Origin of the sequence: Streptomyces sp. A0642 (assembly GCF_004795105.1) — a bacterium.
Lineage (GTDB): Bacteria > Actinomycetota > Actinomycetes > Streptomycetales > Streptomycetaceae > Streptomyces.
Genome location: NZ_SSBL01000004.1, coordinates 403,640 through 428,751, shown reverse-complemented (window position 1 = coordinate 428,751; position 25,112 = coordinate 403,640). Strand labels below are relative to the sequence as shown.

General features: G+C 71.3%; 30 protein-coding genes and 1 pseudogene. 26 read left to right on the top strand and 5 right to left on the bottom strand.

The features are described from left to right. Positions 1-29: 29 nt before the first annotated feature. From E6R60_RS11385 to E6R60_RS11375, 3 genes are all read left to right on the top strand, one after another. On the top strand, positions 30-1,196 hold the full coding sequence (locus E6R60_RS11385; RefSeq protein ID WP_136326342.1) for an acyl-CoA dehydrogenase family protein: 1,167 nt from the start codon (positions 30-32) through the stop codon (positions 1,194-1,196). Beyond that, positions 1,193-1,978 (top strand): SDR family oxidoreductase, encoded by a 786-nt coding sequence (locus E6R60_RS11380; RefSeq protein WP_136326341.1) that lies wholly within the window; start codon positions 1,193-1,195, stop codon positions 1,976-1,978. The genes E6R60_RS11385 and E6R60_RS11380 overlap by 4 nt, the downstream gene beginning before the upstream one ends. 68 nt (positions 1,979-2,046) lie before the next feature. Then, a complete protein-coding gene (locus E6R60_RS11375; RefSeq protein WP_136326340.1) occupies positions 2,047-3,204 on the top strand; it encodes an acetyl-CoA C-acetyltransferase in 1,158 nt (385 codons plus the stop codon). A gap of 141 nt (positions 3,205-3,345) precedes the next feature. Here the strand turns inward: E6R60_RS11375 and E6R60_RS11370 are convergent, their stop codons facing one another. Continuing rightward, positions 3,346-4,074 carry a hypothetical protein gene (locus tag E6R60_RS11370; RefSeq protein WP_136326339.1) on the bottom strand — a complete coding sequence of 243 codons (729 nt, stop codon included), beginning with the start codon at positions 4,072-4,074 and terminating at the stop codon, positions 3,346-3,348. 330 nt (positions 4,075-4,404) lie between these two features. Between E6R60_RS11370 and E6R60_RS36665 the strand changes: the two genes are divergently transcribed. The 5 genes from E6R60_RS36665 (at position 4,405) to E6R60_RS11350 (ending at position 8,401) form a co-directional block, all read left to right on the top strand. Beyond that, positions 4,405-4,581 (top strand): hypothetical protein, encoded by a 177-nt coding sequence (locus E6R60_RS36665; protein WP_168713582.1) that lies wholly within the window; start codon positions 4,405-4,407, stop codon positions 4,579-4,581. A 10-nt stretch (positions 4,582-4,591) separates the two neighbouring features. Then, entirely contained in the window at positions 4,592-5,302 is a 711-nt protein-coding gene (locus tag E6R60_RS11365; protein ID WP_136326338.1) for a hypothetical protein, read from the top strand. Beyond that, on the top strand, positions 5,299-6,426 hold the full coding sequence (locus tag E6R60_RS11360) for a hypothetical protein (protein ID WP_240802503.1): 1,128 nt from the start codon (positions 5,299-5,301) through the stop codon (positions 6,424-6,426). The genes E6R60_RS11365 and E6R60_RS11360 overlap by 4 nt, the downstream gene beginning before the upstream one ends. Further along, positions 6,423-7,346 (top strand): hypothetical protein, encoded by a 924-nt coding sequence (locus E6R60_RS11355; protein WP_136326337.1) that lies wholly within the window; start codon positions 6,423-6,425, stop codon positions 7,344-7,346. Before E6R60_RS11360 ends, E6R60_RS11355 begins: the two co-directional genes overlap by 4 nt. Positions 7,347-7,414: 68 nt before the next feature. Then, positions 7,415-8,401 carry a beta-lactamase family protein gene (locus E6R60_RS11350; RefSeq protein ID WP_240802512.1) on the top strand — a complete coding sequence of 329 codons (987 nt, stop codon included), beginning with the start codon at positions 7,415-7,417 and terminating at the stop codon, positions 8,399-8,401. A 37-nt stretch (positions 8,402-8,438) separates the two neighbouring features. On the opposite strand, the gene E6R60_RS11345 is transcribed toward E6R60_RS11350, so the two are convergent. From E6R60_RS11345 to E6R60_RS11330, 4 genes are read right to left on the bottom strand one after another with little or no spacing between them, the layout of a single operon-like run. Further along, positions 8,439-9,506: a nitronate monooxygenase gene (locus E6R60_RS11345; RefSeq protein ID WP_136326335.1), complete on the bottom strand. Its 1,068-nt coding sequence runs from the start codon at positions 9,504-9,506 to the stop codon at positions 8,439-8,441. After that, the gene (locus tag E6R60_RS11340) at positions 9,503-10,282 is read right to left on the bottom strand and encodes a CoA-transferase (protein ID WP_136326334.1); all 780 of its coding nucleotides are present in this window, start codon (positions 10,280-10,282) and stop codon (positions 9,503-9,505) included. Before E6R60_RS11340 ends, E6R60_RS11345 begins: the two co-directional genes overlap by 4 nt. Continuing rightward, entirely contained in the window at positions 10,279-11,127 is an 849-nt protein-coding gene (locus E6R60_RS11335; protein WP_136326423.1) for a CoA-transferase, read from the bottom strand. Before E6R60_RS11335 ends, E6R60_RS11340 begins: the two co-directional genes overlap by 4 nt. A gap of 14 nt (positions 11,128-11,141) precedes the next feature. Next, on the bottom strand, positions 11,142-11,897 hold the full coding sequence (locus E6R60_RS11330; RefSeq protein ID WP_136326333.1) for an enoyl-CoA hydratase family protein: 756 nt from the start codon (positions 11,895-11,897) through the stop codon (positions 11,142-11,144). Between the two features lie 177 nt (positions 11,898-12,074). Between E6R60_RS11330 and E6R60_RS11325 the strand changes: the two genes are divergently transcribed. The 18 genes and pseudogenes from E6R60_RS11325 (at position 12,075) to E6R60_RS11240 (ending at position 25,071) form a co-directional block, all read left to right on the top strand. Beyond that, a complete protein-coding gene (locus E6R60_RS11325) occupies positions 12,075-12,995 on the top strand; it encodes an SDR family oxidoreductase (protein ID WP_136326332.1) in 921 nt (306 codons plus the stop codon). Between the two features lie 108 nt (positions 12,996-13,103). Further along, the gene (locus tag E6R60_RS11320; RefSeq protein ID WP_136326331.1) at positions 13,104-13,424 is read left to right on the top strand and encodes a gas vesicle protein; all 321 of its coding nucleotides are present in this window, start codon (positions 13,104-13,106) and stop codon (positions 13,422-13,424) included. Positions 13,425-13,457: 33 nt separating this feature from the next. Continuing rightward, positions 13,458-13,910, top strand: coding sequence for a gas vesicle structural protein GvpA (locus E6R60_RS11315; RefSeq protein WP_136326330.1), 453 nt, complete (start codon positions 13,458-13,460; stop codon positions 13,908-13,910). 2 nt (positions 13,911-13,912) lie between these two features. Continuing rightward, complete coding sequence (locus tag E6R60_RS11310) at positions 13,913-14,662, top strand: GvpL/GvpF family gas vesicle protein (RefSeq protein WP_136326329.1); 750 nt, start codon at positions 13,913-13,915, stop codon at positions 14,660-14,662. 1 nt (position 14,663) lies between these two features. Continuing rightward, positions 14,664-14,918, top strand: a complete 255-nt coding sequence (locus tag E6R60_RS11305; RefSeq protein WP_136326328.1) for a gas vesicle protein GvpG — start codon at positions 14,664-14,666, stop codon at positions 14,916-14,918. 7 nt (positions 14,919-14,925) lie between these two features. Next, positions 14,926-16,014 (top strand): histone protein, encoded by a 1,089-nt coding sequence (locus E6R60_RS11300; RefSeq protein ID WP_136326327.1) that lies wholly within the window; start codon positions 14,926-14,928, stop codon positions 16,012-16,014. A 6-nt stretch (positions 16,015-16,020) separates the two neighbouring features. Then, positions 16,021-17,157 (top strand): SRPBCC family protein, encoded by a 1,137-nt coding sequence (locus E6R60_RS11295; RefSeq protein WP_136326326.1) that lies wholly within the window; start codon positions 16,021-16,023, stop codon positions 17,155-17,157. Then, a complete protein-coding gene (locus E6R60_RS11290) occupies positions 17,154-17,489 on the top strand; it encodes a gas vesicle protein (RefSeq protein ID WP_136326325.1) in 336 nt (111 codons plus the stop codon). Before E6R60_RS11295 ends, E6R60_RS11290 begins: the two co-directional genes overlap by 4 nt. Positions 17,490-17,512: 23 nt before the next feature. Further along, positions 17,513-18,328 (top strand): GvpL/GvpF family gas vesicle protein, encoded by an 816-nt coding sequence (locus tag E6R60_RS11285; protein ID WP_136326324.1) that lies wholly within the window; start codon positions 17,513-17,515, stop codon positions 18,326-18,328. Between the two features lie 23 nt (positions 18,329-18,351). Next, positions 18,352-18,453 (top strand): annotated as a pseudogene (locus tag E6R60_RS37940) (hypothetical protein); the annotation flags it as partial. Positions 18,454-18,555: 102 nt separating this feature from the next. Then, positions 18,556-18,834 (top strand): gas vesicle protein K, encoded by a 279-nt coding sequence (locus E6R60_RS11275; RefSeq protein ID WP_136326322.1) that lies wholly within the window; start codon positions 18,556-18,558, stop codon positions 18,832-18,834. A gap of 100 nt (positions 18,835-18,934) precedes the next feature. Further along, positions 18,935-19,786: a HipA family kinase gene (locus tag E6R60_RS11270; RefSeq protein WP_136326321.1), complete on the top strand. Its 852-nt coding sequence runs from the start codon at positions 18,935-18,937 to the stop codon at positions 19,784-19,786. Beyond that, complete coding sequence (locus tag E6R60_RS11265) at positions 19,783-20,166, top strand: DUF3037 domain-containing protein (protein WP_136326320.1); 384 nt, start codon at positions 19,783-19,785, stop codon at positions 20,164-20,166. The genes E6R60_RS11270 and E6R60_RS11265 overlap by 4 nt, the downstream gene beginning before the upstream one ends. A 214-nt stretch (positions 20,167-20,380) precedes the next feature. Then, entirely contained in the window at positions 20,381-21,142 is a 762-nt protein-coding gene (fabG, locus tag E6R60_RS11260) for a 3-oxoacyl-ACP reductase FabG (protein WP_136326319.1), read from the top strand. A gap of 20 nt (positions 21,143-21,162) precedes the next feature. After that, positions 21,163-21,918, top strand: a complete 756-nt coding sequence (locus E6R60_RS11255) for an SDR family oxidoreductase (protein WP_136326318.1) — start codon at positions 21,163-21,165, stop codon at positions 21,916-21,918. A gap of 118 nt (positions 21,919-22,036) precedes the next feature. Beyond that, positions 22,037-23,617 (top strand): ABC transporter substrate-binding protein, encoded by a 1,581-nt coding sequence (locus tag E6R60_RS11250; RefSeq protein WP_136326317.1) that lies wholly within the window; start codon positions 22,037-22,039, stop codon positions 23,615-23,617. 121 nt (positions 23,618-23,738) lie between these two features. Then, a complete protein-coding gene (locus E6R60_RS11245; RefSeq protein ID WP_136326316.1) occupies positions 23,739-24,422 on the top strand; it encodes a uracil-DNA glycosylase in 684 nt (227 codons plus the stop codon). A 163-nt stretch (positions 24,423-24,585) separates the two neighbouring features. Next, positions 24,586-25,071 carry a hypothetical protein gene (locus tag E6R60_RS11240; RefSeq protein ID WP_136326315.1) on the top strand — a complete coding sequence of 162 codons (486 nt, stop codon included), beginning with the start codon at positions 24,586-24,588 and terminating at the stop codon, positions 25,069-25,071. The last annotated feature ends 41 nt before the right edge of the window (positions 25,072-25,112 follow it).

The window sequence follows — 25,112 nt, the reverse complement described above, 5'->3', positions numbered from 1 at the left end:
ACAAGTGTTTGGTAGATTAACGTACCCCCATGAGCAGCGTCGAGGAGTTCCGCGCCGAGATCCGCGGCTGGCTGACCGCCCACCTCACCGGCGCCTTCGAGGGCCTTCGCGGCCGCGGCGGGCCCGGTCGCGAGCACGAGTCCTTCGCCGAACGGCTCGCCTGGGAACGGCACATGGCCGCTGAGGGCTGGGCCTGCGTGGGCTGGCCGCGGGAGCACGGCGGCCGGGGCGCGGCCATCGGGCAGCAGGTCGCCTTCCATGAGGAGTACGCCCTGGCCGGAGCCCCCGCGCGGGTCAACCACATCGGGGAGCAGCTGCTCGGCCCGACCTTGATGGCGTTCGGCACGCCCGGGCAGCGGGCCCGCTTCCTGCCGCCGATCGTCGCCGCCGAGGAGCTGTGGTGCCAGGGCTACAGCGAGCCGGACGCCGGGTCCGACCTGGCGAACGTGCGGACCCGGGCCGAGCGGGACGGCGGGGACTGGGTCGTCACCGGGCAGAAGATCTGGACGTCACTCGCCCAGGACGCCCAGTGGTGCTTCGTCGTCGCCCGGACCGAGCCGGGATCCTCCCGCCATGCCGGACTGTCCTACCTCCTCGTCCCACTCGACCAGCCCGGCGTGGAGATCCGGCCGATCCGGCAGCTGACCGGCACCTCCGAATTCAACGAGGTCTACTTCGACGGGGCCCGCACCCGAGCCGAACACGTCGTCGGCGAACCCGGCGACGGCTGGCGCGTGGCCATGGCCACCCTGGGCTTCGAGCGCGGCGTCTCCACCCTCGGCCAGCAGGTCGGTTTCCGGCGCGAACTGGAAGCCCTCATCGGCCTCGCCCGCGGCAACGGCGCCGCCGACGACCCGCTGATCCGCGACCGGCTCGCCCGCGCGTGGACGGGACTGGAGACCATCCGGTGCAACGCCCTGCGCATGCTCGACGGGGTGGCGGCCGGCGCACCGGGCCCCGAGGCGTCCATCGGGAAGATCTACTGGGCCACCTGGCACCGGGAACTCGGCGAACTGGCCATGAGCGTCCTGGGCGCCGGTGGCATGACCGCCCCCGAGGCCCCCTACGAACTCGACGAGTGGCAGCGGCTGTTCCTCTTCTCCCGTGCCGACACCCTCTACGCCGGATCCAACGAGATCCAGCGGAACATCATCGCCGAGCGCGTCCTCGGCCTTCCCAGGGAGATCCGCCCGTGACCTCGCAGCCGTCCTACGTAACGGGCCATTCCCTCCTGGCCGGACGCACCGCGGTGATCACCGCGGCGGCGGGCGCCGGCATCGGGGGAGCGACCGCCCGCAGGTTCCTGGAGGAGGGCGCCCGGATCGTCATCGGCGACGCCCACGAACGCCGTCTGAAGGAGAGTGCCGCCGCCCTCGCCGAGGAGTTCGGCACGGACGGTGTCGCCGCGCTGCCCTGCGACGTCACCGACCAGCAGCAGGTCGACGCCCTCTTCGCGCTGGCAGCCGAACGCCACGACGGCCTCGACATCGTCGTCAACAACGCCGGTCTCGGCGGCACCGCGGACCTCGTGGACATGACCGACGACCAGTGGTCGAAGGTCCTCGACGTCACCCTGAACGGCACCTTCCGCTGCACCCGCACCGCCCTGCGCCACTTCAAGGCGCGCGGCACCGGAGGCGTCGTGGTCAACAACGCCTCCGTCGTCGGCTGGCGCGCCCAGTGCGGCCAGGCCCACTACGCCGCCGCGAAGGCCGGTGTCATGGCCCTCACCCGGTGCGCCGCCCTGGAGGCGGCCGGCTTCGGCGTACGCGTCAACGCCGTCGCCCCGAGCCTGGCCATGCACCCGCACCTGGTGAAGGTCACCACCCCCGAACTCCTCGCCGAACTCACCGCGCGCGAGGCCTACGGCCGGTACGCGGAGCCCTGGGAGGTCGCCAACGTCATCGTCTTCCTGGCCAGCGGCTACTCCTCGTACATGACCGGGGAGACCGTCTCCGTCAGCAGCCAGAGGGCATGAACGCGATCCGGCCCGCGGATGTCACCCCTCGGGTGACGCATCGTCATATCACCAACTGAGGAGCTGCCATGGCCGAGGCCTACATCGTCGAAGCGGTACGCACCCCGGTCGGCCGGCGCAACGGCGGGCTCGCCGCCGTCCACCCCGCCGACCTCGGAGCCCATGTCATCAAGACACTGGTCGAGCGCACCGGGATCGACCCGGCCGCGGTGGAGGACGTCGTCTTCGGCTGCCTGGACACCGTCGGGCCGCAGGCCGGGGACATCGCCCGCACAGCCTGGCTCGCCGCCGGCCTCCCCGAGGAGGTGCCGGGCACCACCGTCGACCGGCAGTGCGGTTCCTCCCAGCAGGCCGTCCACTTCGCCGCGCAGGGCGTCATGTCCGGCACCCAGGACCTCGTCGTCGCGGGCGGCACCCAGAACATGTCGATGATCCCCATCGCGTACGCCGGCCGCCGGGCCGCCGAGCCCCTGGGTCTGACCGAGGGCCCGTACGCCGGCTCCGTCGGCTGGCGGGCCCGCTACGGGGACGCGCCCGTCAACCAGTTCCACGGCGCCGAACTCATCGCGGAGAAGTGGGGGATCTCCCGTGAGGCCATGGAGCACTTCGCCCTCCGCTCCCACCAGCGGGCCGTGCGCGCCATCGACGAGGGCCGGTTCACCCGCGAGACCGTCGCGTACGGCGAGGTGGCGGTGGACGAGGGGCCCCGCCGGGACACGTCGCTGGAGAAGATGGCCGGCCTCGAACCGGTCGTCGAGGGCGGCCGGCTGACCGCGGGGGTCTCCTCGCAGGTCTCCGACGGCGCCTCGGCGCTGCTCATCGCCTCCGGGCGGGCCGTCGCCGAGCACGGCCTCACCCCCCGCGCCCGCATCCACCACCTCTCGGTGCGGGGCGAGGACCCGATCCGCATGCTGTCGGCCCCGATCCCGGCGACGGCGTACGCCCTGAAGAAGGCCGGCATGTCGATCGGCGACATCGACCTGGTGGAGATCAACGAGGCGTTCGCCCCGGTCGTCCTGGCCTGGCTGAAGGAGACCGGCGCCGACCCCGGCAAGGTCAACGTCAACGGCGGGGCCATCGCGCTCGGCCACCCGCTGGGCGCCACCGGCGCGAAGCTGATGACGACGCTTCTGTGCGAACTGGAGCGCACCGGCGGCCGCTACGGCCTGCAGACCATGTGCGAGGGCGGCGGCCAGGCCAACGTCACCATCATTGAGCGCCTCTGACGGGCGCGGCGCCTCCACGTCACCGTCATCGAGCGCCGCTGACCTGTCCCGCGCCTCCACGTCACCGAATCGAGCGCTTCTGACCTGCCCGGCGCCTCCACGTCACCGTCATCGAGCGCTTCTGTCCTGCCCCGCCCCCCGTCAGCAGACCCCGTCGGTCGCCGCGACCCGGTGGGCCTCCAGGCCGGGAGCGGCGAGCAGGCCGGTGATCAGTTCCTCGGAACCGCCGACGTAGGTGCTCACCAGGTCGACGTCGCCGCCCACGCACCAGGCGCGGTCCTGCGGCCACCACAGATCGGGCAGCTCGGCGAACTCGTCCAGGAGCTCGGGGGACACGGCGTCGGCCAGCGGCCCCGACAGCAGGATCTCGTCCCGGCCCGGGGTCGGGAAGGTGGGGACTCCCTCCCACTCCCAGCGGCCGTATCCCTCCCACAGCCCGAACAGGCACCGCTCCGCCGTACGCGTGTGCCGCGCCAGGACGGGGATCAGGGCGCGCGCGACCCGGCCGGGCGTGGGCCCCTCGGCCGGGTGTTCGTCCCAGACGCCCGGCAGCCCGTAGTCCTCTCTGTTCTGGTAGAACCGCTCCACGCCGATCACCTCGTGCCAGCCCGTCAGCGCTTCGACCCGTCGCCCGTAAGCGGTGGCGACCGTGTCCCAGCGGACGGGGCGCTCGTCGAGAGCCGCCGGGTGAAGGAGCCGCGCGTACGCCGGGAAGCCCGGTGCGGCGACACCGGCGACGGTCGCGAAGTCGCCGTGGCCGGGGCGGCGTTCGGTCAGCCACCGGGCCGGCCCGAGATCCTCCCTGACGACGCGCAGGCGCCCGTACAGCGCGGGGGCGGGCTCTCGGCCGGACCGGCTCCATGTGTCCATCCGCCCAGTCTCCCCCGGACGCTTCGGCGGACGGGGGCGGCCCGGCCCTCGGAACGGGGCCCGTATCGAGGACCGACGCGGGGGAGGGGCGATCCGCCGATCGCCCGGATGCATCCCGTGCACGCTGAATGCGCCCCGCGCACGACCCGCCATTTCGGTGAGTGCCATCAATGTTTTGGCAGGTCAGCGCCCTGTCGTGACTCCCTTGATTTCTCTGTTCAATTGAATGAGGAAATTCTCTGACAGGTCCCTTGGATTTGCGGCATCGCATTCCATGCATTCCACTCGAAACGTACGTCAACCCCACTCACCACAGGACGGGGCAACACCATGTACACGACTGAAACCACGAGCACCGACATCGAGCTGGACCTCGACGAGGCGCTCAACCCGGGCGAGGCCGAAGGGTTCTACCGCGACTCCCGCGAGTGCGCCTATCTCGCCCTCCTCGGAGGCGGCTCCGCGCTGCTTCTCTCGCCGCCGACCCCCCGCCCGAAGAAGGGCTAGTCGGTAGCACATGAACCAGTCACATGCTTCGTCCCCCCTGGCGGGTGCCGTGCATGACCTGGCAACAGAGGTGGTCCTCGCTCTTCGGAGCGGGGACCACCTCGCCACGGTGTGCGGTGCGGCCGGAATCGACGAGGACAACCGGACGGGAATCGCCGCGGTCCGCGTCATCGGGGCCGATCTGCTTCTGCCGAGTGTGCTCCACGGGCACCATCCGCATCCCGGAGACATCGCCGTGCTCCACCGTGCCGTGCGGGAGTTCCCGCCCCGGCCGGACGCCTCCGACGCCGCGGTCTGGAGCCACTGGGGCATGCTGTCCGCCCTGCACCGGACGGCGTCGGTCCCGGGCCGCCCGCCGGCCGTCGCACCCGGCGGCGACGAGCCGAACGCCGCGTGGCTCGAAGGGGCCGCCTGGCAGGCCTTCAGCCATCAGCTCTCCGTGCTGGCCCCCCTCGCCGTCCCCGCCGCCTCGTCGGCCGTGCACCGGGCGGCCGCCCACCGGGTCGTGGACCTGTCCCGGGGGTTCGTCCGCGCGGTGCGGCGGCGCAACTGGCTCCAGGCCGCGGGCGTCGGCCGCTGGCTGGCCGCGCTGGACGGCCTGCCCGACACCCTGGGCCTGGACCGGGGACTCGACTTCGTCGAGCTCATGGGCGGCCCGGACCCCCGGGTCGCGCTGCACGTCCGGGCCGCCCGGCTGATGAGCGAAGGGCGGGCGCGGTGACGGCATCGGTGGCCATCGCCCCCGGCGGCACGACCGGCGCGGCGCTGTCCGTCCTGCCCGGCGTCCTGCGCAAGGCGCTCGGATGGGCCGACGCCCACCGTTCGGGTTTCGAACTCCCCCCGGACGTGCTGGAGCCGCACATCGAGGTCAACCGCACCCTCAAACCCCTCGGCGAACTGGCCCAGCTCTCCACCACGATCCACCGCAGCACCACCCCGGACGCCCCTGAACACCAGGCGGCCGGGGACCTCATCGCGTTCGCGTGGGACCAGGTGCACGCGGGGGACCTGCTGCTGGAGCTGCTGCGCGCCGAGCCCTTCGCCGCGTACCCGTACGAGATCTACGCGGCCTTCGCCGGATACGGACTGCGCAACGAGGGCTTCGAGCGTCTGGCCGGGACGCTCTCCGCGACCAGGGGATGGGCCCACACCGAGCAGCAGGCCAACCGGGAACTGGGACTCATCAACTCGGAGCGCCGGGTCGGCGCCGCCCCGCACGCCGACGCCGGCGAGGTCCTCGCGCGCACCTGGCTGGGCGGGCTGTCCGAACCGTGGATGTTCGAGGGGCCGTCCGGGTACGCGCTGACCCACACCGTCTTCCACATCACGGACTGGTGCTGCCTCCCCGAGCGGATGCCCGTCGACGTCGACGCCTACCTGCGAGCCTGGCTGCCGCCCTGGATCGACGGCTGTCTGGAGAGCCGGCAGTGGGATCTGACCGGCGAACTGCTCGCGGTCGCCGCGGCCCTGCCGGGGCCGCCGCCCACGGAGCTGCTGGACGCGGCCTGGCCCGCGCTCGCCGCCGCGCAGGCCCCGAGCGGTGCCGTACCGGAGACGGGCCCCACGGTCCCGCCGGCCCCGACGCCTGCCGCAGACGACCGGCCGGACACCGCCAAGCAGGCCGCGTACGCAGACGACCGGCCGGAGACGGCCCGGCAGGGCGACGCGGGTCCCGGTCCCGACCCGTACCCCTTCCTCGCCTGCTACCACTCCACCCTGGTGACCGCGTTCGCCGCCGCGCTGTCCCTCAAGCGGCTCACCACCCACCGGGCGGATGCCGCCCCAGCGGGGGACGGGAGCCGTCGCACGAGCCGCACCGGCCGCACGAAGGGAGCTGCCGCATGAGCGGCATCCAGCAGATCCATGACGTGGGGGCGCGGGCCCTGGACTGGCTGTACGAGCACCGGGCCGGATTCCGGCTGGACGACGACCCGCCTCCCGAGGTGGGCGTCCTGGACCGGTTCAAGCCGCTCGGCGAACTGGCTCTCATCAGCACGGTCATCTTCCGGGAAGGGGTCGCGGGCTCCCGCCAGGCCGACCTGGCACGCAAGCTCCTCGACCACGCCTGGCACGAACTGCTGGGCTCGGGGAGCCGGCTGCTCGACGGCCAGCGGCGCGAACCGCTCTGTCCCGTACCGATGGAGGTCTACGTACCGTTCCGGGAGCTGGGGTACCGCGAGCCGTCCCTGGAGGCGGCCGTCCGGCTGAACCACCAGCTGAACAGCTGGGGCGCGCTGGAGGTCGTCCCGGTCCGCCGGCTCGGACTCAGCAACATGGAGCGGCGGTTCGGGCTGGAGCCGAGCATGCCGGCCGACGAGGCGTACCGGCGCACCTGGCTGTCCAAGCGGCCCGAACCCTGGACGGTCGAGGGGAACATCGGCTACGACATCACCCACACGGTCTTCCATCTGACCGACTGGGGCGCCAACCCGGCCGGGCTGCCCGCCGACGTGGCGGACTACCTCGCCCTCTGGCTGCCGGTGTGGCTCGACGACTGGCTCGACCTCGGGCGCTGGGACCTGCTGGGCGAACTGCTCGTCGTCGACGCCTGCCTCCCGGAGCCGACCCTCGACCCGGCGGCCTGGGAGGGATTCGCCGGGGCCCAGCAGCCGGACGGGGCGATGCCGGTGATGGGCGGCATGCCCGAAGGCGACGAGGGCTCCGTCTTCGACCTCGTCTACCACCCCACGCTGGTGGCGGCGTTCGCGTCGGCGCTGGCCCTGTCCCGCGCCCTGTCGGACCTCGCTGCCCCGGTCTCCGCGTGACGGCCCCCCAGGAGGTCCGCCGGACCTCCGCGGGCCGTCCGTCCCAGAGCGACGGGGAGCGGGCCCGCCTGCTGGCCGATGCCGCCCGGACGGTCGACGCACCCGGCCTCGTGATCGCTCTCAGCCACCGGTCCCGGCGCACCTACCGGCTCGACGGGCCCGTGACGCCGGACGACGCGCCCCGCTACGAGCTGGGTTCCGCGTCCAAGCCCTTCACCGGGCTGCTCCTGGCCGCACTCGTCGCGGCGGGCCGTCTGCGGTACGAGGACTCGGCGGCCGAACTGCTGGCCCCCGGCCACCCGGTGCACCCCTCCGTGCACGCCATCACCCTGCGCCATCTGATCACGCACACCTCGGGCCTCCCGTCGCTGCCCGCCGACTTCTACCCGCAGGCGCTACCCCGGTGGACCACCGCGCCCTACAGCCGCTACCCGGCCGACCGCGTCGTCCGGGCCTTCCTGCGCGCCCGCCCCCGCCACCGGCCGGGCACCCGCTGGCACTACTCGAACTTCGCGGTCTCCGTACTCGGCCACACCCTGGCCGCAGCCACCGGCACGCCCTGGGAGACGCTGCTCCAGCAGGAGGTGCTGGACCCGCTCCGCCTGCACGGCACGCGACTGCGCCCGGGGCCGCCGCCCGGCGACGCCGTGGGGCACCGGCGCGACGGCAGACCGCTGCCCGCCCTGGACACCGGCGGCTTCCACGCCGCCGGAGCGGTCCGGGCGACGCCCACGGACCTGCTCACGTTCCTGGAAGCCCACCTCCCGGGGACCGCCGCGCCCACGCATCCGCTGACCGCCGCGTTCGCGGACGTACGCACCCCGCTGTTGCGGCGCGGACTGCGGCACGCCCATACGCACACGCTCACCTGGTTCCGCCATCCGTCACCGCGCGGGCCCGTCTGCTTTCACGCGGGGGCCACGCTCGGACAGCAGATGTTCCTCGGCTTCCGCCCCGACACCGGTACGGCCCTGGCCGCGATGTGCACCCGGCGGGTGCACAGGACGGACCCGTTCATCGCGACGATGCACGAGCTGCTGACGGAGAAGCTGTGAGGCCCTGACCGTCCGGGACCGCCCCCCGCACACGCGGTCAGCCCGGCGCGGGCAGCGCCTTCAGTACGGCCCGCGCCTCGTCCATGACGCGTGCGACCAGCTCCGAACAGGACGGCAGATCCCCGATCACGCCCGCCACCTGGCCCGAGGCCATCACCCCGATGTCGGTCCGTCCCTCGACCAGCGAGGCCTTGAGCAGCATCGGGGTGTTGGCGGCCAGCAGCACCTGGCTCCAGGTCAGTTCCCTGCCGTGCCTCATCGCCATCCCGTCGCGGAGCAGCCGGTGCCAGCTGGTCCGGGTCTCCCTCCGGAAGGCCGAGGCGTGCCGCAGCGCCCGGAGCAGGGAGGCGGCCCGGCCGGACCGCTCCAGCGAGTCGACCATGGCGGTACGCAGCATGCGGTGCGGCAGGCCGTCCACCCGGTCCGTCACCGTGACGTCCTTGACGGTGGCGGCCAGGTACTTCGCCTTCACCGCGTCGGGGACGGTGCTGTCGGAGGTCAGCAGGAAGCGGGTGCCCATGCCGATGCCGGCCGCCCCGTAGGCGAGCGCCGCGACCAGACCGCGGCCGTCGTGGAAGCCGCCCGCCGCGATCACCGGGATGCCGACGGCGTCCACCACCTGGGGGAGCAGCACCGTGGTGGCCACCTCGCCGGTGTGTCCGCCGCCCTCGCCGCCCTGCACCATCACCGCGTCGGCTCCCCACGCGGCGACCTTCTCCGCGTGCCGGCGGGCGCCGACGGAGGGGATGACGATGACGCCGGCGTCCTTGAGCCGCACGATGAGGTCCCGTGAGGGGGCCAGTGCGAAGGACGCCACCCGGACCCCCTCGTCGATGAGGATCTTGACCCGCTCGCCCGCGTCGCCCGCGTCCGCCCGCAGATTGACGCCGAACGGGGCGCCGGTACGGGACTTGACCTCGCGGACCGCCGTGCGGAGCTGCCCGACGGTCATCGTCGCGGAGGCCAGGATGCCGAGTGCCCCCGCGTTGGCGGAGGCCGACACGAGCCGGGGGCCGGCCACCCAGCCCATTCCGGTCTGCACGATCGGGTACCGCACCCCGGTCAGCTCGGTGAGTGCGGTCGGGAACGGGGCGGGCCCGGTCACGCCGGCACCTCGCGCTCGCGCAGCCCCTTCGGGTCGATGACGTCGCGGATCAGCCGGAGTTCGTCCTCCGTGGGGTCCCGGGTGAAGGGCACCTCGTCGGGGACGGTGAGTACGAACCCGGTCGCTTCGGCGACCTGTTCGAGGCCGACCCCGGGGTGGAGGGAGCGCAGCCGCATCGTGCGGTCGGGGGTCTCGAAGTCGAAGACGCCCAGATCGCTGATGACTTCGGGGATCCGGTGGAAACGGGTCGCGGAGGGGCCGGCCTCGGCCGCCCGGTCGTACCCGACCCCGCTGACCATGTCGACGTGCTCCACGAACACCCGCGCCGAGTGCTTGGACACCCAGTAACTCGTCGGGTTGTTCAGGGTGTTGACGGGGGCTCCGCGCACCCCGAGCAGCTGGCGCGCGGGGCGGGCCCAGTCCCCGATGCAGGAGATGTTCTGGTTGCCGTGCCGGTCGATCTGGCCGGCGCCCATCATCACGTGCCGGCGGCCGGTGGCGGTCAGCGTCAGGTGCCGGCGGAACGGCAGCCAGCCCTCGACGCTCCCCGGCCGCACTCCCATCGCGGGAGTGTCGGCCATCAGCAGCGCCTCCCCGTCGGTCAGCAGCAGTCCGGGGGAGAACGTCAGCCTCGCCAGCCGCGCCCCGATGGCCGGAACGATGCCCATCGGGCTGGCGAGTATCTCGCCCGCGCCCCGCCAGGCCTCGGCGCAGGCCACCACGCAGTACTCGGCGCGCGTCGCCGGGGGGATGCCGGTCGTTCCGGTGCCGCTCATGCTTCCTCCTCGTGGAACGCCGTGACGGCGGCCTGGTAGGCGGCCTCGTCCCCGGACAGGAACCGGGCGACGAAGGCGGGCCAGGCCCCGGGGTCGCGGGCGGCCCGGACATAGGCGCGCTGAAAGGTCTCGTCGCGGTCGTGGTCGGGCACGCAGGAGGTGAAGTGCGCGCCGCGGGGTGTCTCGACGACCCCGTCCACGAACATCCGCTGGATCAGGAGCGTCTGCGGTCCCTGCTCCTTCAGCAGATCCGCCGTCTCCACGATCCGTTCGCAGGACACGAAACCCTGGTCGGCGGCCTCGCAGAACAGGTCGTCGAAGTAGGGGTCGGGGCCCAGGTACTGGGCGTTGCCCTGCGCGTCGGAACGGTTGAGGTGGACCAGGGCCGCGTCCAGCCGCAGCGCCGGGGCCGCGACCAGCGTCTCCCCGTCGTCGTAGGGGGAAGTGACCGTGCGCAGCGCCGGGTTGACCCTCATCAGGTCCGAACCCAGTCCGGCGCGGACCGGCATGAACGGCAGCCGCTGCGCGCCCGCCGTCAGGCCCCACATCATCATCGCCTCGTCCAGCTCGACCATCTCGAAGGCGCCGCGCTGCCGGGCCGCCGTGAAGTGCGGCTCCAGCGGGATCGAGTCGAGCGTCCCGAAGGCCGTGATGAGCTTGCGGATCCTGCCCGCCGCCGCGAGGAGACCCACGTCCGGGCCCCCGTACGAGACCACGGTCAGCTCCGTGAGATCCGAGCGCAGCAGCGCCCGTACCAGGGCCATCGGCTTGCGGCGCGACCCCCAGCCGCCGATCCCGATCGTCATGCCGCTTTCCAGCCGGCCGGCGACGTCGTCGGCCGTCATCGTCTTGTCCTGGGTCACGTCTGCTGCTCCTTGTCCGCACCGAAGGTGTCGCGCACCCGGCCGGCGACGCCGCTGAGGTTGGCCTCGAAGGTGAAGCCCTGCTCGAAGCGGTAGCTGCGGCGTACGTCGACGGGGTCGATGCCGTTGATGGCGGCCTTGGCCAGCCGGATGAGGTAGCCGTCCTTCGCGGCGATCTCCCCGGCGAGCTCCAGTGCGGCCCCGGTGAGCTGCTCGCGCGGCACGACGCTGAACACCGAGCCGTGCCGGTGCAGTTCCCCGGCGGGAACGGTGCGCGAGGTGTAGTACAGGGTCCGCATCAGGTGCTGCGGGACCAGCCGGGCCAGGTGGGTGGCGGCGCCGAGCGCCCCGCGGTCGAGTTCCGGGAGGCCGAAGACCGCGTCGTCCGCCGCCACGATCACGTCCGCGTTGCCGGCCAGACCGATGCCGCCGCCCAGGCAGAAGCCGTGCACGGCGGCGACGACGGGGACCTCGCACTCGTAGACCGCCGCGAAGGCCTCGAAGCAGCCCCGGTTGGCGCCGATCAACGCCTCGGGTCCTTCGGAGCGCTGCATCTCCTTGATGTCCACGCCCGCGTTGAAGCCGCGCCCCTCGGCGGTGAGCACCACACAGCGGATGTTCCGGTCGGCGCCGGCGGCGCGTACCGCCGCGGCCAGGTCGTACCAGCCCTGTACGGGCAGGGCGTTGACCGGAGGGTAGTCCACGGTGACGACGGCGACGCCATCGTCCGGGACGGAGGTGGAGACACCCATGGGCAGATCAGCTACCTTTCCAGTGCCGCCTTTCGACCTAACGTTTGTTAGGTCCAAAAGGTAGCAGCGATACGAACGCCGCGGGAGGGCGTCATGCCGCTCCGCGGCACCGGCGCCGTGTTCCTTCCGCCCGCCGCCCGCCGTCGCCCCTCGCCGTCCAGCGAAAGGACACTCGTCATGACCTCACCGACCGCCCTGTGCGCCGGCCGCGTCGCCGTCGTCACCGGCGCCGGCCGCGGACTCGGCCGTGCCCACGCCCTGGCCTTCGCCGCGGAGGGCGCGAAAGTCGTCGTCAACGATCTGGGCGTCGGCCTCGACGGCTCGGGCCGGGGGGCCGGCCCCGCCCAGGAGGTCGTGAAGGAGATCCGGGCGGCCGGCGGCGAGGCGGTCGCCCACCACGGGGACATCGCCACGTCCGAGGGCGCCGCCTCGCTCGTCGCCACCGCGCTCGACTCCTTCGGCCGGCTCGACACGCTCGTCAACAACGCCGGATTCCTCCGTGACCGGATGCTGGTCAACCTGGAGGAGTGCGACTGGGACGCGGTGATGCGCGTCCACCTCAAGGGTCACTTCCTGCCGCTCAAGCACGCGGCGGTGCACTGGCGCGCCGAGGCGAAGGCCGGACGGACGCCGGTGGCCCGGGTCGTCAACACCGGTTCCGGGGCTGGGCTGCTGGGCAGTGTCGGCCAGGGCAACTACGCGGCCGCCAAGGCGGGCATCGTCGGGCTGACTCTGGTGGCCGCCGCCGAGATGGGGCGTTACGGAGTCCAGGTCAACGCGATCGCCCCGGCCGCCCGGACCCGGATGACCGAGACGACGTTCGCCGAGACGATGGCGGCCCCCGGAGAGGGCGTCTTCGACGCGATGGCCCCGGAGAACGTCTCCCCGCTCGTCGTGTGGCTGGGCTCCGCCGCGTCCGCCGGGGTGAGCGGCCGGGTCTTCGAGACCGAGGCCGGGAGGATCACCGTGATGGAGGGCTGGCGGCCCGGCCCCACCGCCGACAGGGGCGCCCGCTGGACCCCGGCGGAGGCCGGAGAGGCGGTGTCCGGTCTGCTGGCCGCGGCCGAGCCCCCGCAGCCGGTGTACGGCGCCTCCTGACACGCGGCGGCGCGCCCGCCCGCACCCGCACCGCCGCCACCGGGCACCCTCCCGCTCCGATGGCTTCGCTCAAGATGCGGGACGCGTGGGAGTGGCCAGACTGGCTTTATGGCACAAGAACGTCGCACACACGCCGGGAGTTCCAAGACGGCGGCCGCCAGCCGCGCGGAATCGGCCCGGGGCCCCGAGCACGCAGCCAACGCTGCCTGCCAGACCCTGGAGGGGCTGATCGGTCACCCCACGGAGGGTGTGTCCGCTGTCCGGCGTTCCGACGACGGCTGGTGTGTGGTGGTGGACGTTCTGGAAGTTCCACGGATTCCCGACACCACAAGCCTCCTCGCCTCGTACGAGGTGCAGCTCGATCGGGCCGGTGAGCTCCTGGAATACCGCAGGGTCCGGCGCTACCGACGTGGTGCAGCCGACGAGTGATCCGTTTCCGCTCCCCTGCTGGAAGGACGTTCCATGAGCGCGACCACGTACTCCGACGAAGTTGTGGCCTGCCCGCCCCGCGCCGGCACGTTGTACGACGTACTGGAACTGATTCTCGACCGCGGCATGGTCATCGACGTGTTCATCCGCGTCTCGCTGGTCGGGATCGAGATCCTGAAGATAGACGCGCGCATCGTCGTCGCGAGTGTGGACACGTACCTGCGGTTCGCCGAGGCGTGCAACCGCCTGGACCTGGAACGTGACTCCGGCAGTACCACCATCCCCGAACTCCTCGGCGGCGGTGTGGCCAAGTCCGTCGGCAAGCGCAAGGTGCGCGGCGCCGCCGAGACGGTGGGCGACACCGTGAAGAAGGCCGTGGGCGGCGGGGCGAACGACGAGGACGAGGACGAGTCTCGCGAGCGGCCGAAGAAGCGGCGGGCTCCCGCGCGGAGCAGCAGCAGCGGCCGACGACGTGTGGAGGCCTGAGCGTGGTGGCCGAGGGCGTGTACGTCTACGCGATCGTGCGGGCGGCGACGGCGCTCCCGCACGGGGCCGGTGGCGTGGGATCCCCGCCCGCGCCCGTGCGGATGATCAGACAGGGGCTCCTCGGCGCGGTCGTCAGCGACGCGCCCCCGCAGCTCCGGGCACGGCGCCGCGACCTCCTGGCGCACCAGGACCTGCTGTTGCGGCTGTCCGCCGAGGGGCCGGTGCTGCCCATGCGGTTCGGCATGGTCGCTCCGGACGAGGGGACGGTCCTCCAGCAGGTGGTCTCGGCCGAAAGCGAGCACGCCGCCACCCTGGACCGTCTTGCGGGCCGCACCGAGATCAACCTCAAGGCACTTCCGGCGCAGAACGCGCTGCCGGCCCTCGTCGCCGAGGAGAAGAACGTACGGCAGCTCCGCGAGGCCGCGCGGCGCCACCCCGGCTACGAGGCCAGCCTCCGGCTGGGCGAAGCCATCGCCGCCGCCCTCACGCGCAGGGCGGCCACGGCAGGCCAGCGCATCGCGCGTGAACTGGCTTCCCGTGCGCGGGCGGTGGCCGCCGGCCCGGAGGTCTCGGGATGCGCGCTCAACATGTCGTTCCTCGTGGACCACGCCGATGCCGACGCCTTCCTCGGCAGGGCACGGAAGTTCGCGGAGGTCCATCGGGAGCACGTGGAACTCCGCCTTGCCGGCCCGCTCCCCTGCTACAGCTTCGTTTCGCCCGGGGCGCGCCCCGTGCCGGTGGGCGGGGTCTGACGTGGGACTCATCACCGGGCTGCTCACCCTCCCCCTCGCACCGGTGCGGGGCGTGGTCTGGGTGGCGGAGAAGCTCAACGACGCCGCTGAGCGCGAATTGCACGACCCAGCCGTCCTGCGTACGCAGTTGGCCGTACTCAACCAGGAACTGGAGGCCGGAGACATCAGTCTCGAGGAGTTCGAACGGGAAGAAGAACGGCTGCTGGACCGGCTTCACGCCGCACGGGTCGGACCGGCGCACCTAGATCGAAGGTGACGTGCTCATGGAAGACCAGACCAAAGTGACTCTCGCGGCCGCGCTGGTGGGCGGCTATGTGCTGGGCCGGACCAAGAAGGGGCGACTCGCCCTTACCGTCGGCACCTATCTGGCCGGCCGGCGGTTCGGCCTGGAGCCCCGCCAGCTCGCCGCCGAGGGCATGCGACGCCTCGGAGAGGTTCCCCAGTTCGCGGAGCTTCAGGATCAGCTGCGGGGCGAACTCCTCGACGCCGGCCGTAAGGCCGTGACCGCTGCTGCCAACCGGAGCATGGGCTCGCTGGCCGACGCGATCAGCGACCGCACCGCCCGTCTCACCGAACCGCCGAGTGACGAGGGCGATGAGGGCGAGGACGACGAGTACGAGGACGAAGAGGCGCCGGACGAAGAAGGCGCTGAGTACGACGACGAGTACGAGGGCGAGGACGACCAGTACGAGGACGAAGAGGAGCCCGTGGACGAGGGCGCCCCGGAGGACGAGTACGAGGACGCGGAGGAGCCCGAGGAGGAAGGGCCCGAGGAGGAAGGGCCCGAGGAGGAAGGGCCCGAGGAAGAGGAGCCCGAGGAGGAAGGGCCCGAGGAAGAGGAGCCCGAGGAGGAAGAGGAGCCCGAGGAGGAAGAGGAAGAGGAAGAGCCCGAGGAGGAGCCCGCCGAGGAACGGCCGAGAAAGCGCTCCTCCCGGCAGACCGGATCGGGAAGGGCCAAGGGCGCTGAGGACGGCAAGGCCTCCCAGGAGAAGAAGGCGGCGTCGAAGAGGTCCGCCCCGGCCAGGAAGACGGCTGCGAAGAAGACGGCCCCGGCCAAGAAGACCGCCCCTGCCAAGAAGGGTGCGGCCAAGAAGGCTGCGGCCAAGAAGTCGGCGCCGGCCAAGAAGGCGGCTTCGAAGAGGTCCGCCCCCGCCAAGAAGACGGCTGCCAAGAAGACGGCCGCCAAGAAGACGGCCCCGGCCAAGAAGACGACGCCGAAGAAGACGACGGCGAAGAAGACGGCCCCGGCCAAGAAGGGCACGGCCAGGAAGACGGCCGCCAAGAAGACAGCAGCGGGTGGCTCGTCGTCAGCGAAGCGGGCTGCATCCAAGCGCACGAGCCCTCGGAGGTAGCGAGTCATGGCCAGGACAGAGAACGCACAGCCCGAGTCAGAAGAGTCCGGCGCGGACAGGCTCCGCGAGGAACTGTCCGCATTCCTCAGCGCGCAGGTGGAGAAACTCGCCGGAAAGGCGGGGGAGAAGCTGACGGACCTCACGGGACAGCTGACCGATTCCGCGGAGAACGGCGGCTCTCTGCCCGCTATCGGTTCCCGCGTCCTCCAGGGTGATTCCCCGGTGAAGGCCTTCGTCTCGGAGAAGGCCAAGGGCGTCAAGGACAACGTCGTCGACAAGGCGAAGGAGACCTTCGGCGGCGGGGGGAAGGGCAAGCGCAAGGCGAGCGGTGGCAAGGTCATGAACATCGTCGAGGTGCTCGATGTGGGAGTACCCCTGCGGACCGCCTACGACCACTGGACCCAGTACGACAAGTTCAGCAGTTTCGCCAAGGGCGTGCGGGACGTTTCGACGGAGGACGAGACGTCCAGCGACTGGAAGGTCAAGGTCGGTCCGTCGTCCCGCAGTTTCAAGGCCACCGTTCAGGAACAGGTGCCCGACGAACGCATCGTATGGACGTCCGAGGGGGCCAAGGGCACCACGCGGGGCGCCGTCAGCTTTCACGAGCTCGCCCCCTCCCTCACACGCATCGTTCTGGTCATGGAGTACTACCCGTCGGGGTTCTTCGAGAAGACGGGAAACCTCTGGCGCGCACAAGGGCGCCGCGTGCGGCTCGACTTCAAGCACTTCCAGCGGTACGTCACCCTCACCGACGAGGAACCGGAAGCGTGGCGCGGTGAGATCCGCGACGGAGAGGTCGTCAAGTCCCACGACGAGGCCATGGAAGAGGAAGAAGCGCAGGACGAGGAAGGTGCGGACGGCGAGGACGAGGAGAACGAGGACGGGGCTGAGAACGAGGACGAGGGCGAGGGCGAGGACGAGGGCGAGTGGGATGAAGAGGACGAAGAGGACGGCCAGCTGACGGACGAAGACGAAGACGAAGAGGACGAGGAGGACGAGGACGAGGACGAGGAGGAGGAAGAAGAAGGCGAGGACGAAGAGGACGAGGACGAGGAGGACGAGGACGAGGACGAAGAGGACGAAGAAGACGAGGCGCCGCCCCGGAGGCGGGCGGCCAAGCAGCGCTCGCGGAGGGCCCGGTGACCGACCTCGACTTCAGGCACGACGTGTCCCCTGTCCCCGGGCCGCAGACCACCAATCTCGCCGACATCCTCGAACGCGTCCTCGACAAGGGCATCGTGATCGCCGGCGACATCAAGATCGACCTGCTCGACATCGAGCTGCTCACGATCCGGCTGCGCCTGTTCGTGGCGTCCGTGGACACCGCGAAGAAGGCCGGCATCGACTGGTGGGAAACCGATCCGGCGCTCAGCTCCAAGGCGGCACGCAACGCCCTGCAGGACGAGAACCGCGAACTGCGTGAGCGCCTGGAGGCACTCGAATCCAAGTCCGATGAGAGGTCTTCGTCCGAGTGATGACCGAGGAAGGACGGAAGCACATGCCGGAGCGCGGCCCCGGGACTCCGGGTGCGCACGCCATCTACGTGTACGCGGTCTGCCGTACCGAGGCCCCCCTGGCCCTCGGTGCGGTCACCGGGGTCACCCGTGACGAGCCTGTCCGTACGCTCTCCCTGGGGCCTCTCACCGCGGTCGTACAGACCGTGGCGGCGGCCGAGTTCACGGACGCGGCCTGGCAGGAGCGGCTCTCGGACGCGGTCGAACTCGAGCGGTACGCCCGCGCCCACCACGCGGTCGTGTCCGCGGTCGCCGGCCACGCGCCCACGGTGCCTCTGCCGCTGGCCACCCTGTACCAGGGGGAAGACCGGGCCAGACGCGCGCTGAACGACGAGGCGGCGCGCTTCCACACCGCCCTGAAGCGGATCGAGCACCATGCCGAGTGGGGCGTGAAGGTGTTCGCGCCGTCGCTGCCGGGCGGCGGGGACGCCGCTCCGGCGCTCCGGCCGAGCGCCCCCGTCGAGCGGGCCCGTCCGGCCCCGGGAGCGGGACGGGCGTATCTCGATCGCAAACGGAACCAGCGGGCGCACCGTGAACAGCGGCAGGAGGACTCCCTCCGCATCGCGGAAGCCGTGGACGCGGACGTGAGCCGTCTCGCCAAAGCGTCCCGTCGGCTCCGGCCGCACGGCCAGGGAACCGCGGGCGGGACCAGGGTTCAGGTGCTCAACGCCACCTATCTGGTCGCCGAGGACCGGTCCGACGAACTTCAGGCACTGGCAGCTGGTCTGCGAGCACGCACCGGCGCGGACATCGAGGTCTCCGGCCCGTGGGTCCCCTACTCCTTCGTGGGCGAGGTGTGATTCATGACGCACGATGCCGTTCCATGGGACAGCCAGGGCGCCCTCAGCGGTCCCATCGGGGTGCCGTTGGTGGATCTTCTGGACCGGGTCCTGGCGACGGGGGTCGTCATCAGCGGGGACTTGGTCATCGCCATCGCCGACGTCCCGCTCGTACGGTTGTCGTTGCATGCGCTGCTCTCGTCCGTCAACGAACGCGTGCCCGCGCCGTGGGCGGACAGCGGGCCGCTGTGACGTCCTCACGAGTCGACCTCGACTCCGAGCAGATGGGGCGGGACCTCGTCACCCTGGTCCTCACCGTGGTCGAGCTGCTTCGTCAGCTCATGGAACGGCAGGCGCTGCGCCGTATCGACCAGGGCGACCTCACCGACGAGCAGACCGAGGAGATCGGCACCACGCTCATGCTGCTCGACCAGCGCATGACCGAGCTGTGCGAGCAGCATGGAGTGCGTCCGGAGGATCTCAACCTCGACCTCGGGCCCCTCGGGAGTCTCCTGCCCCGGGACTGACCGCCGGCCAGGGGCGGACGCGGCCGACCGTACGCGCGGAGCGCCGTGACGGCCACGACGGGGACGATCTCCGCGGCGCCGAGCCGTATAGCCTGGCGAAATGCTGACAGAAGTCACCGCGACCCGCTACGTCACGCCCCTGCGTGAGGGCGGCTCGCTCCCCGGGATCGTCGAGGCCGACGACTTCGGTACGTACGTCATGAAGTTCACCGGAGCCGGGCAGGGCCGCAAGACGCTCGTCGCCGAGGTCATCTGCGGACAGCTCGGGCGGCGGCTCGGGCTGCGCGTCCCCGATCTCGTGCAGATCGAGCTGGACCCCGTGATCGGTCTCGCCGAACCCGACCAGGAGGTGCAGGAGCTGCTCAAGGCCAGCGGCGGGCTCAACCTCGGGATGGACTTCCTTCCCGGATCCCTCGGGTTCGACTCGCTGGCCTACCAGGTGGACCCGCGCGAGGCCGGACGCGTCGTCTGGTTCGACGCGCTGATCAACAACGTCGACCGCTCCTGGCGCAATCCGAACATGCTCGTCTGGCACGGCGACCTGTGGCTCATCGACCACGGCGCCACCATGATCTGGCACCACAACTGGCCCGGCGCCCAGGCCTCCGCGGCCAAGCCGTACAACGCGTCCGACCACGCGCTGGCACCCTTCCGGCCCGACGTCGCGGCGGCCGCGGCCGAGCTCGCCCCGCTGGTGACCGAGGAGCTGCTCACCGAGGTCGCGGCCGACGTCCCCGACGCGTGGCTGGTGGACGAGCCGGGCTTCGAGTCGACGGACCAGCTGCGCCGGGCCTACGTGGAGGCGCTGCTGCCGCGTGCCGCCACCATCCACGAGCGGATCACCCTGGACGCGCCGACCGCGTCCAAGCCGTCCCAGGCACCGGGCTGGCTCACCGAACGCCTTCCCCCGCGGCATGACCACGAGAACAGCGAAAAGGGCGGCCGGCCGTGAGCAAGCGCGATGTCTTCGAATACGCCCTCCTGCGCGTGGTGCCGCGGGTCCATCGCGGCGAGTTCTTCAACGCCGGGGTGGTGGTCTACTGCCGCGCCAAGGGGTTCGTCGCCGCCCGCACCGTACTCGACGAGGCCAAGCTCCGGGCGCTGGACCCCGGCGCCGACGTGACCGGGGTACGAGCCGCCCTGTACGCCGTCGAGGGCGTCTGCCGCGGTGGTACGGACGCGGGCCAGGCGGCCGGGGACGACGCCGGACGGCGCTTCCGCTGGCTCATCGCCCCGCGCTCGACCGTCATCCAGCCGAGCCCGGTGCACAGCGGCCTGACCACCGATCCGGCCGCCGAGGTCGAACGACTCCTCGACCTGCTGGTGCGCTGAGCTCACCCCTCCGGCGCCGCCTCCGCCCCCGCGGGGGCGGCGCCGTCCGGTGTGACATGCGCCGCTGCGTCCGTGGGCCGTTGACACCGGGTGCCAGGGCTTCTAGCGTCTCGTCTGCTGAAGGTACTAAGCGGTTGCTCAGTTATCGGGAACGTTCTCGCGGGAACGACCTGACGTCCGCTGAGCCGCGACCCAAGGGCGAGGAGAGCCAAGCATGTCCACCACCGAGCAGCGCGTAGCCATCGTGACGGGAGCCGCACGGGGCATCGGTGCCGCCACCGCGGTACGCCTGGCGGCCGAGGGCCGCGCCGTCGCCGTACTCGACCTCGACGAAGCGGCCTGCAAGGACACCGTCGAGAAGATCACCGCCGCCGGCGGCCGGGCCCTCGCCGTCGGCTGCGACGTGTCGGACAGCGCCCAGGTCGAGGCCGCCGTCGCACGCGTCGCCGCCGAGCTCGGCGCCCCCACGATCCTCGTCAACAACGCGGGCGTGCTCCGCGACAACCTGCTCTTCAAGATGAGCGAGTCCGACTGGGACATCGTGATGAACGTGCACCTCAAGGGCGCGTTCCTGATGGCCAAGGCCGTCCAGAAGCACATGGTGGACGCCAAGTTCGGCCGGATCGTCTCGCTGTCCTCCTCCTCGGCCCTCGGCAACCGCGGCCAGGCCAACTACGCCGCCGTCAAGGCGGGTCTGCAGGGCTTCACCAAGACGCTCGCCAAGGAGCTCGGCAAGTTCGGCATCACCGCCAACGCCGTCGCGCCCGGCTTCATCGTCACCGAGATGACCGCGCAGACCGCGGCCCGCGTCGGCATGGGCTTCGAGGAGTTCCAGGCCGCCGCCGCCACCCAGATCCCGGTGCAGCGCGTCGGCTTCCCCGAGGACATCGCCAACGCCATCGCCTTCTTCTCGGGCGACGACGCGGGCTTCGTCTCGGGCCAGGTCATGTACGTCGCCGGCGGACCGCTCAACTGACCCGAAGGGCTGCGGACATCATGACTGTGCAGGACAGTGGCAAGGTCGCGCTGATCACCGGTGCGAGCCGGGGGATCGGTTACGGCATCGCCGAGGCGCTCGTCGCACGCGGCGACCGGGTATGCATCACCGGACGCGGCGAGGACGCGCTGAAGGAGGCCGTCGAGGCGCTCGGATCCGACCGGGTCATCGGCGTCCCCGGCAAGGCCCACGACGAGGCGCACCAGGCGGCGGCCGTCGAGCGCACGATGGAGGCGTTCGGCCGGGTCGACTTCCTGGTCAACAACGCCGGCACCAACCCGGTCTTCGGACCGATCGCCGAGCTCGATCTCCAGGTGGTCCGCAAGGTCTTCGAGACGAACGTGATCTCGGCGCTCGGCTTCGCGCAGCAGACCTGGAAGGCGTGGCAGAAGGAGAACGGCGGGGCGATCGTCAACATCGCCTCCGTCGCGGGTCTCTCGGCCTCGCCGTTCATCGGCGCGTACGGCATCAGCAAGGCGGCCATGGTCAATCTGACCCTGCAGCTCGCGCACGAGTTCGCGCCGGTCGTCCGGGTCAATTCGATCGCCCCGGCGGTCGTGAAGACCAGGTTCGCGCAGGCGCTGTACGAGGGCCGCGAGGCCGAGGCGGCGGCCGCCTACCCGCTGGGCCGGCTCGGTGTCCCGGCGGACATCGGCGGGGCCGCCGCCTTCCTCACGTCGAGCCAGTCCGACTGGATCACCGGCCAGACCCTCGTGGTCGACGGCGGGATTTTCCTGAATGCCGGCGTGGGCTGAGATCGGCCTGGGCCGGTTTGGCCCTGATTGACTCAAGTGCCCCGTCGGGCCACCGGATTGACCCGGCGGGGCACTGCGGTATGGTCTGCCGACCCATGGCTGATCGAGGAGCGTGCGCGTGTTCTACCGGGCCAGTCTGCAGGCTGCTGCAGCCCTTGCTTCCCTTTCTCTGCTGGCCGGATGCGGTCTGCTTCCCGGCGGTGGTTCGGACGTCGAACAGAAGCTGGCGGTCGGGACCACCAGCTCGCCGTCCACGCTCGATCCCGCCGCGGCCTGGGACGGCTCCTGGGAGCTGATGCGCAACGTATTCCAGACTCTGGTGAGCTTCCCCACCGGCAGCACGAGCCCCGAGCCCGACGCCGCGGACAACTGCCGGTTCACGGACAACACCAGCACCGCCTACCGCTGTCAGCTCCGTGCCGGGCTGAAGTTCTCCAACGGCGACAAGCTCGACGCCGAGGCCGTGAAGTTCTCCATCGACCGGATCAGGTCCATCGCGGTCAAGGGCGGCCCGGTCGGAATGCTCGGCTCGCTCGACCGGGTGGAGACCAAGGGCGACGACGTCGTCATCTTCCACCTCAGCAAGCCGGACGCCACCTTCCCGTTCGTGCTGGCCACGCCCGCCATGTCGCTGGTCGCGCCCAGCGCCTACTCGGCGCACAAGATCCGCGACGACGGCAAGGTGACCGGGTCCGGACCCTACCTGCTGGACGCGTACGAGCCGGGGGACCGCTCGGAGCTGGTGAAGAACCCCGACTACAAGGGCTTCGCCGACCGCAAGAACGACGCGGTGACCATCCGGTACTTCAAGGACTCCGCCGCTCTGGTCCCGGCCCTCAGGAAGGGCGAGATCGACGCCACCTACCGCGGGCTGTCCGCCGAGGAGGTCGTCGATCTCGAGGACAACAAGAAGAAGAACAGCGATCTCCAACTCGTCGAGACGGTCGGCGCCGACATCCGCTTCCTGGTGTTCAACCCGGAGGACCCGGCGGCCGGGAACCCGGCCGTCCGGCGCGCGATAGCCCAGCTCGTGGACCGTGACGCCCTGGTGGCCAAGGTCTACCGAGGGACCGCCGAGCCGCTCTACTCCATGGTCCCCAAGGGCATCGCGGGGCACACGACCAGCTTCTTCGACACGTTCGGCGACCCGGACCGCAAGAAGGCGCAGAAGATCCTCACCAAGGCGGGCATCACCGAGCCCGTCGCCCTGACGTTCTGGTTCACGACCGACCGCTACGGCTCGTCGACGGCGCCCGAGTTCGCCGAGCTCAAGCGCCAGCTGGAGGCTTCCGGACTGTTCAGGATCACCCTGAAGAGCAAGCCGTGGAAGACCTTCCAGGAAGGCTTCACCAAGGGTGAGTACCCCGTCTTCGGCCGAGGCTGGTTCCCGGACTTCCCGGACCCCGACAACTTCATCGCCCCGTTCGTCGGCAAGGACAGCGTCACGGGCATGCCCTACGTGAAGAACGAGATCACGAACGAGGTGCTGCCCCAGTCCCGCAAGGAGAGCGACCGCGGCGCGGTCAGCCAGCAGTTCGAACGGGCCCAGGCGATCCTGGTCGACGACGTCCGGCTGCTGCCGCTGTGGCAGGGCAAGCTCTACGTCGCGGCTCGCGAGGACATCGGCGGCGGCGAGCGCGCCCTGGACCCGCAGACGGTGATGCAGATGTGGGAGCTGTACCGCAAGGCCAGCTGGTAGCGGGCCGAGGGTCGGGGCGCGGCCAGGCCCTCCCCGCCCCGGCGGGCTCCCCGGAGTCCGTTGTCAGTGGCCCCCGGTAGGTTCTGAGGCAGGAAACGATTGCTTACCGGAGGTTGTTGACGTGACCGACACCTACCCGCTGCCCGAGTCCTGGCGCGGCGTCCTCGGCGAGGAGCTCGAGAGCCCCTACTTCAGGGAGCTCACCGAATTCGTCGAGAAGGAGCGGGCCGACGGGCCGGTCTACCCGCCCCGGGAGCAGGTGTTCGCGGCTCTTGAGGCGACCCCGTACGACAGGGTGAAGGTCCTGGTCCTCGGCCAGGATCCGTACCACGGCGAGGGGCAGGGGCACGGCCTGTGCTTCTCCGTGCGGCCGGGTGTGAAGACGCCGCCCTCCCTGCGCAACATCTACAAGGAGATGAAGGAGGAGCTCGGCCTGCCGGTCCCGGACAACGGGTATCTGATGCCCTGGGCCGAGCAGGGCGTGCTGCTCCTCAACGCGGTGCTGACGGTGCGCGCGGGCGAGGCCAACTCCCACAAGGGCAAGGGCTGGGAGAAGTTCACCGATGCCGTGATCCGCGCCGTCGCCGTCCGGCCCGACCCCGCGGTCTTCGTGCTCTGGGGCAACTACGCGCAGAAGAAGCTTCCGCTGATCGACGAGGAGCGCCACGTGGTGGTGAAGGGTGCGCACCCCTCGCCGCTTTCCGCGAAGAAGTTCTTCGGCTCGCGCCCGTTCACGCAGATCAACGAGGCGGTCGCGGCGCAGGGGCACCGGCCCATCGACTGGCGCATCCCCGACCTGGGCTGAGGGCGCGCCGGAGCCTGCATGCGGATGTCCGCCACGGAGACTAGCGTCGAACCGGCTGCGACCGGGCGGAATCGTCACACATGGTGCGGTTCCGCCGGTGGTCAGCCGGGGCAGGCCGAAACCGATCGGCCGGTCATGGGCGGACAGGTGCGAGGGAGACCGCGTGACGGAGCAGCAGCAGGCGTCGCAGGACGTCGTCATGACCAGAATCGGCCAGGCGATCATGTTGCTCCACGGTGGTGACCGGGAGGAGGCCCGCAACCGCTTCGGTGCGCTCTGGGCGGAGATCGGCGAGAGCGGCGACGCCCTGCACCGGTGCACTCTCGCGCACTACATGGCCGACACCCAGGACGATCCGTGCGACGAACTGGTCTGGGACCTGCGGGCCTTCTCGGCCGCACAGGTGCTGACCGGTGAGGGCAGGGCCCGGCACCGGGACGCGCTCGCGGTGCGGGCCTTCTTCCCCTCGCTGCACCTCAACCTCGCGGCGGACTACGTGAAGCTCCGGCGTCCCGCCGCCGCCCGGATCCACCTGGAGCGGGCCCGGGCGGCGTCGGACGTCCTCGCACACGACGGCATGGACGACGGGTACGGGGGAGGCGTCCGGGCGGCCATCGGACGGCTGGAGCGGCGGCTGCGGGAGCTCTGACCGGTGGCCCGCCCGGGTTCCGCCCGCGGATCTGCCGGCCC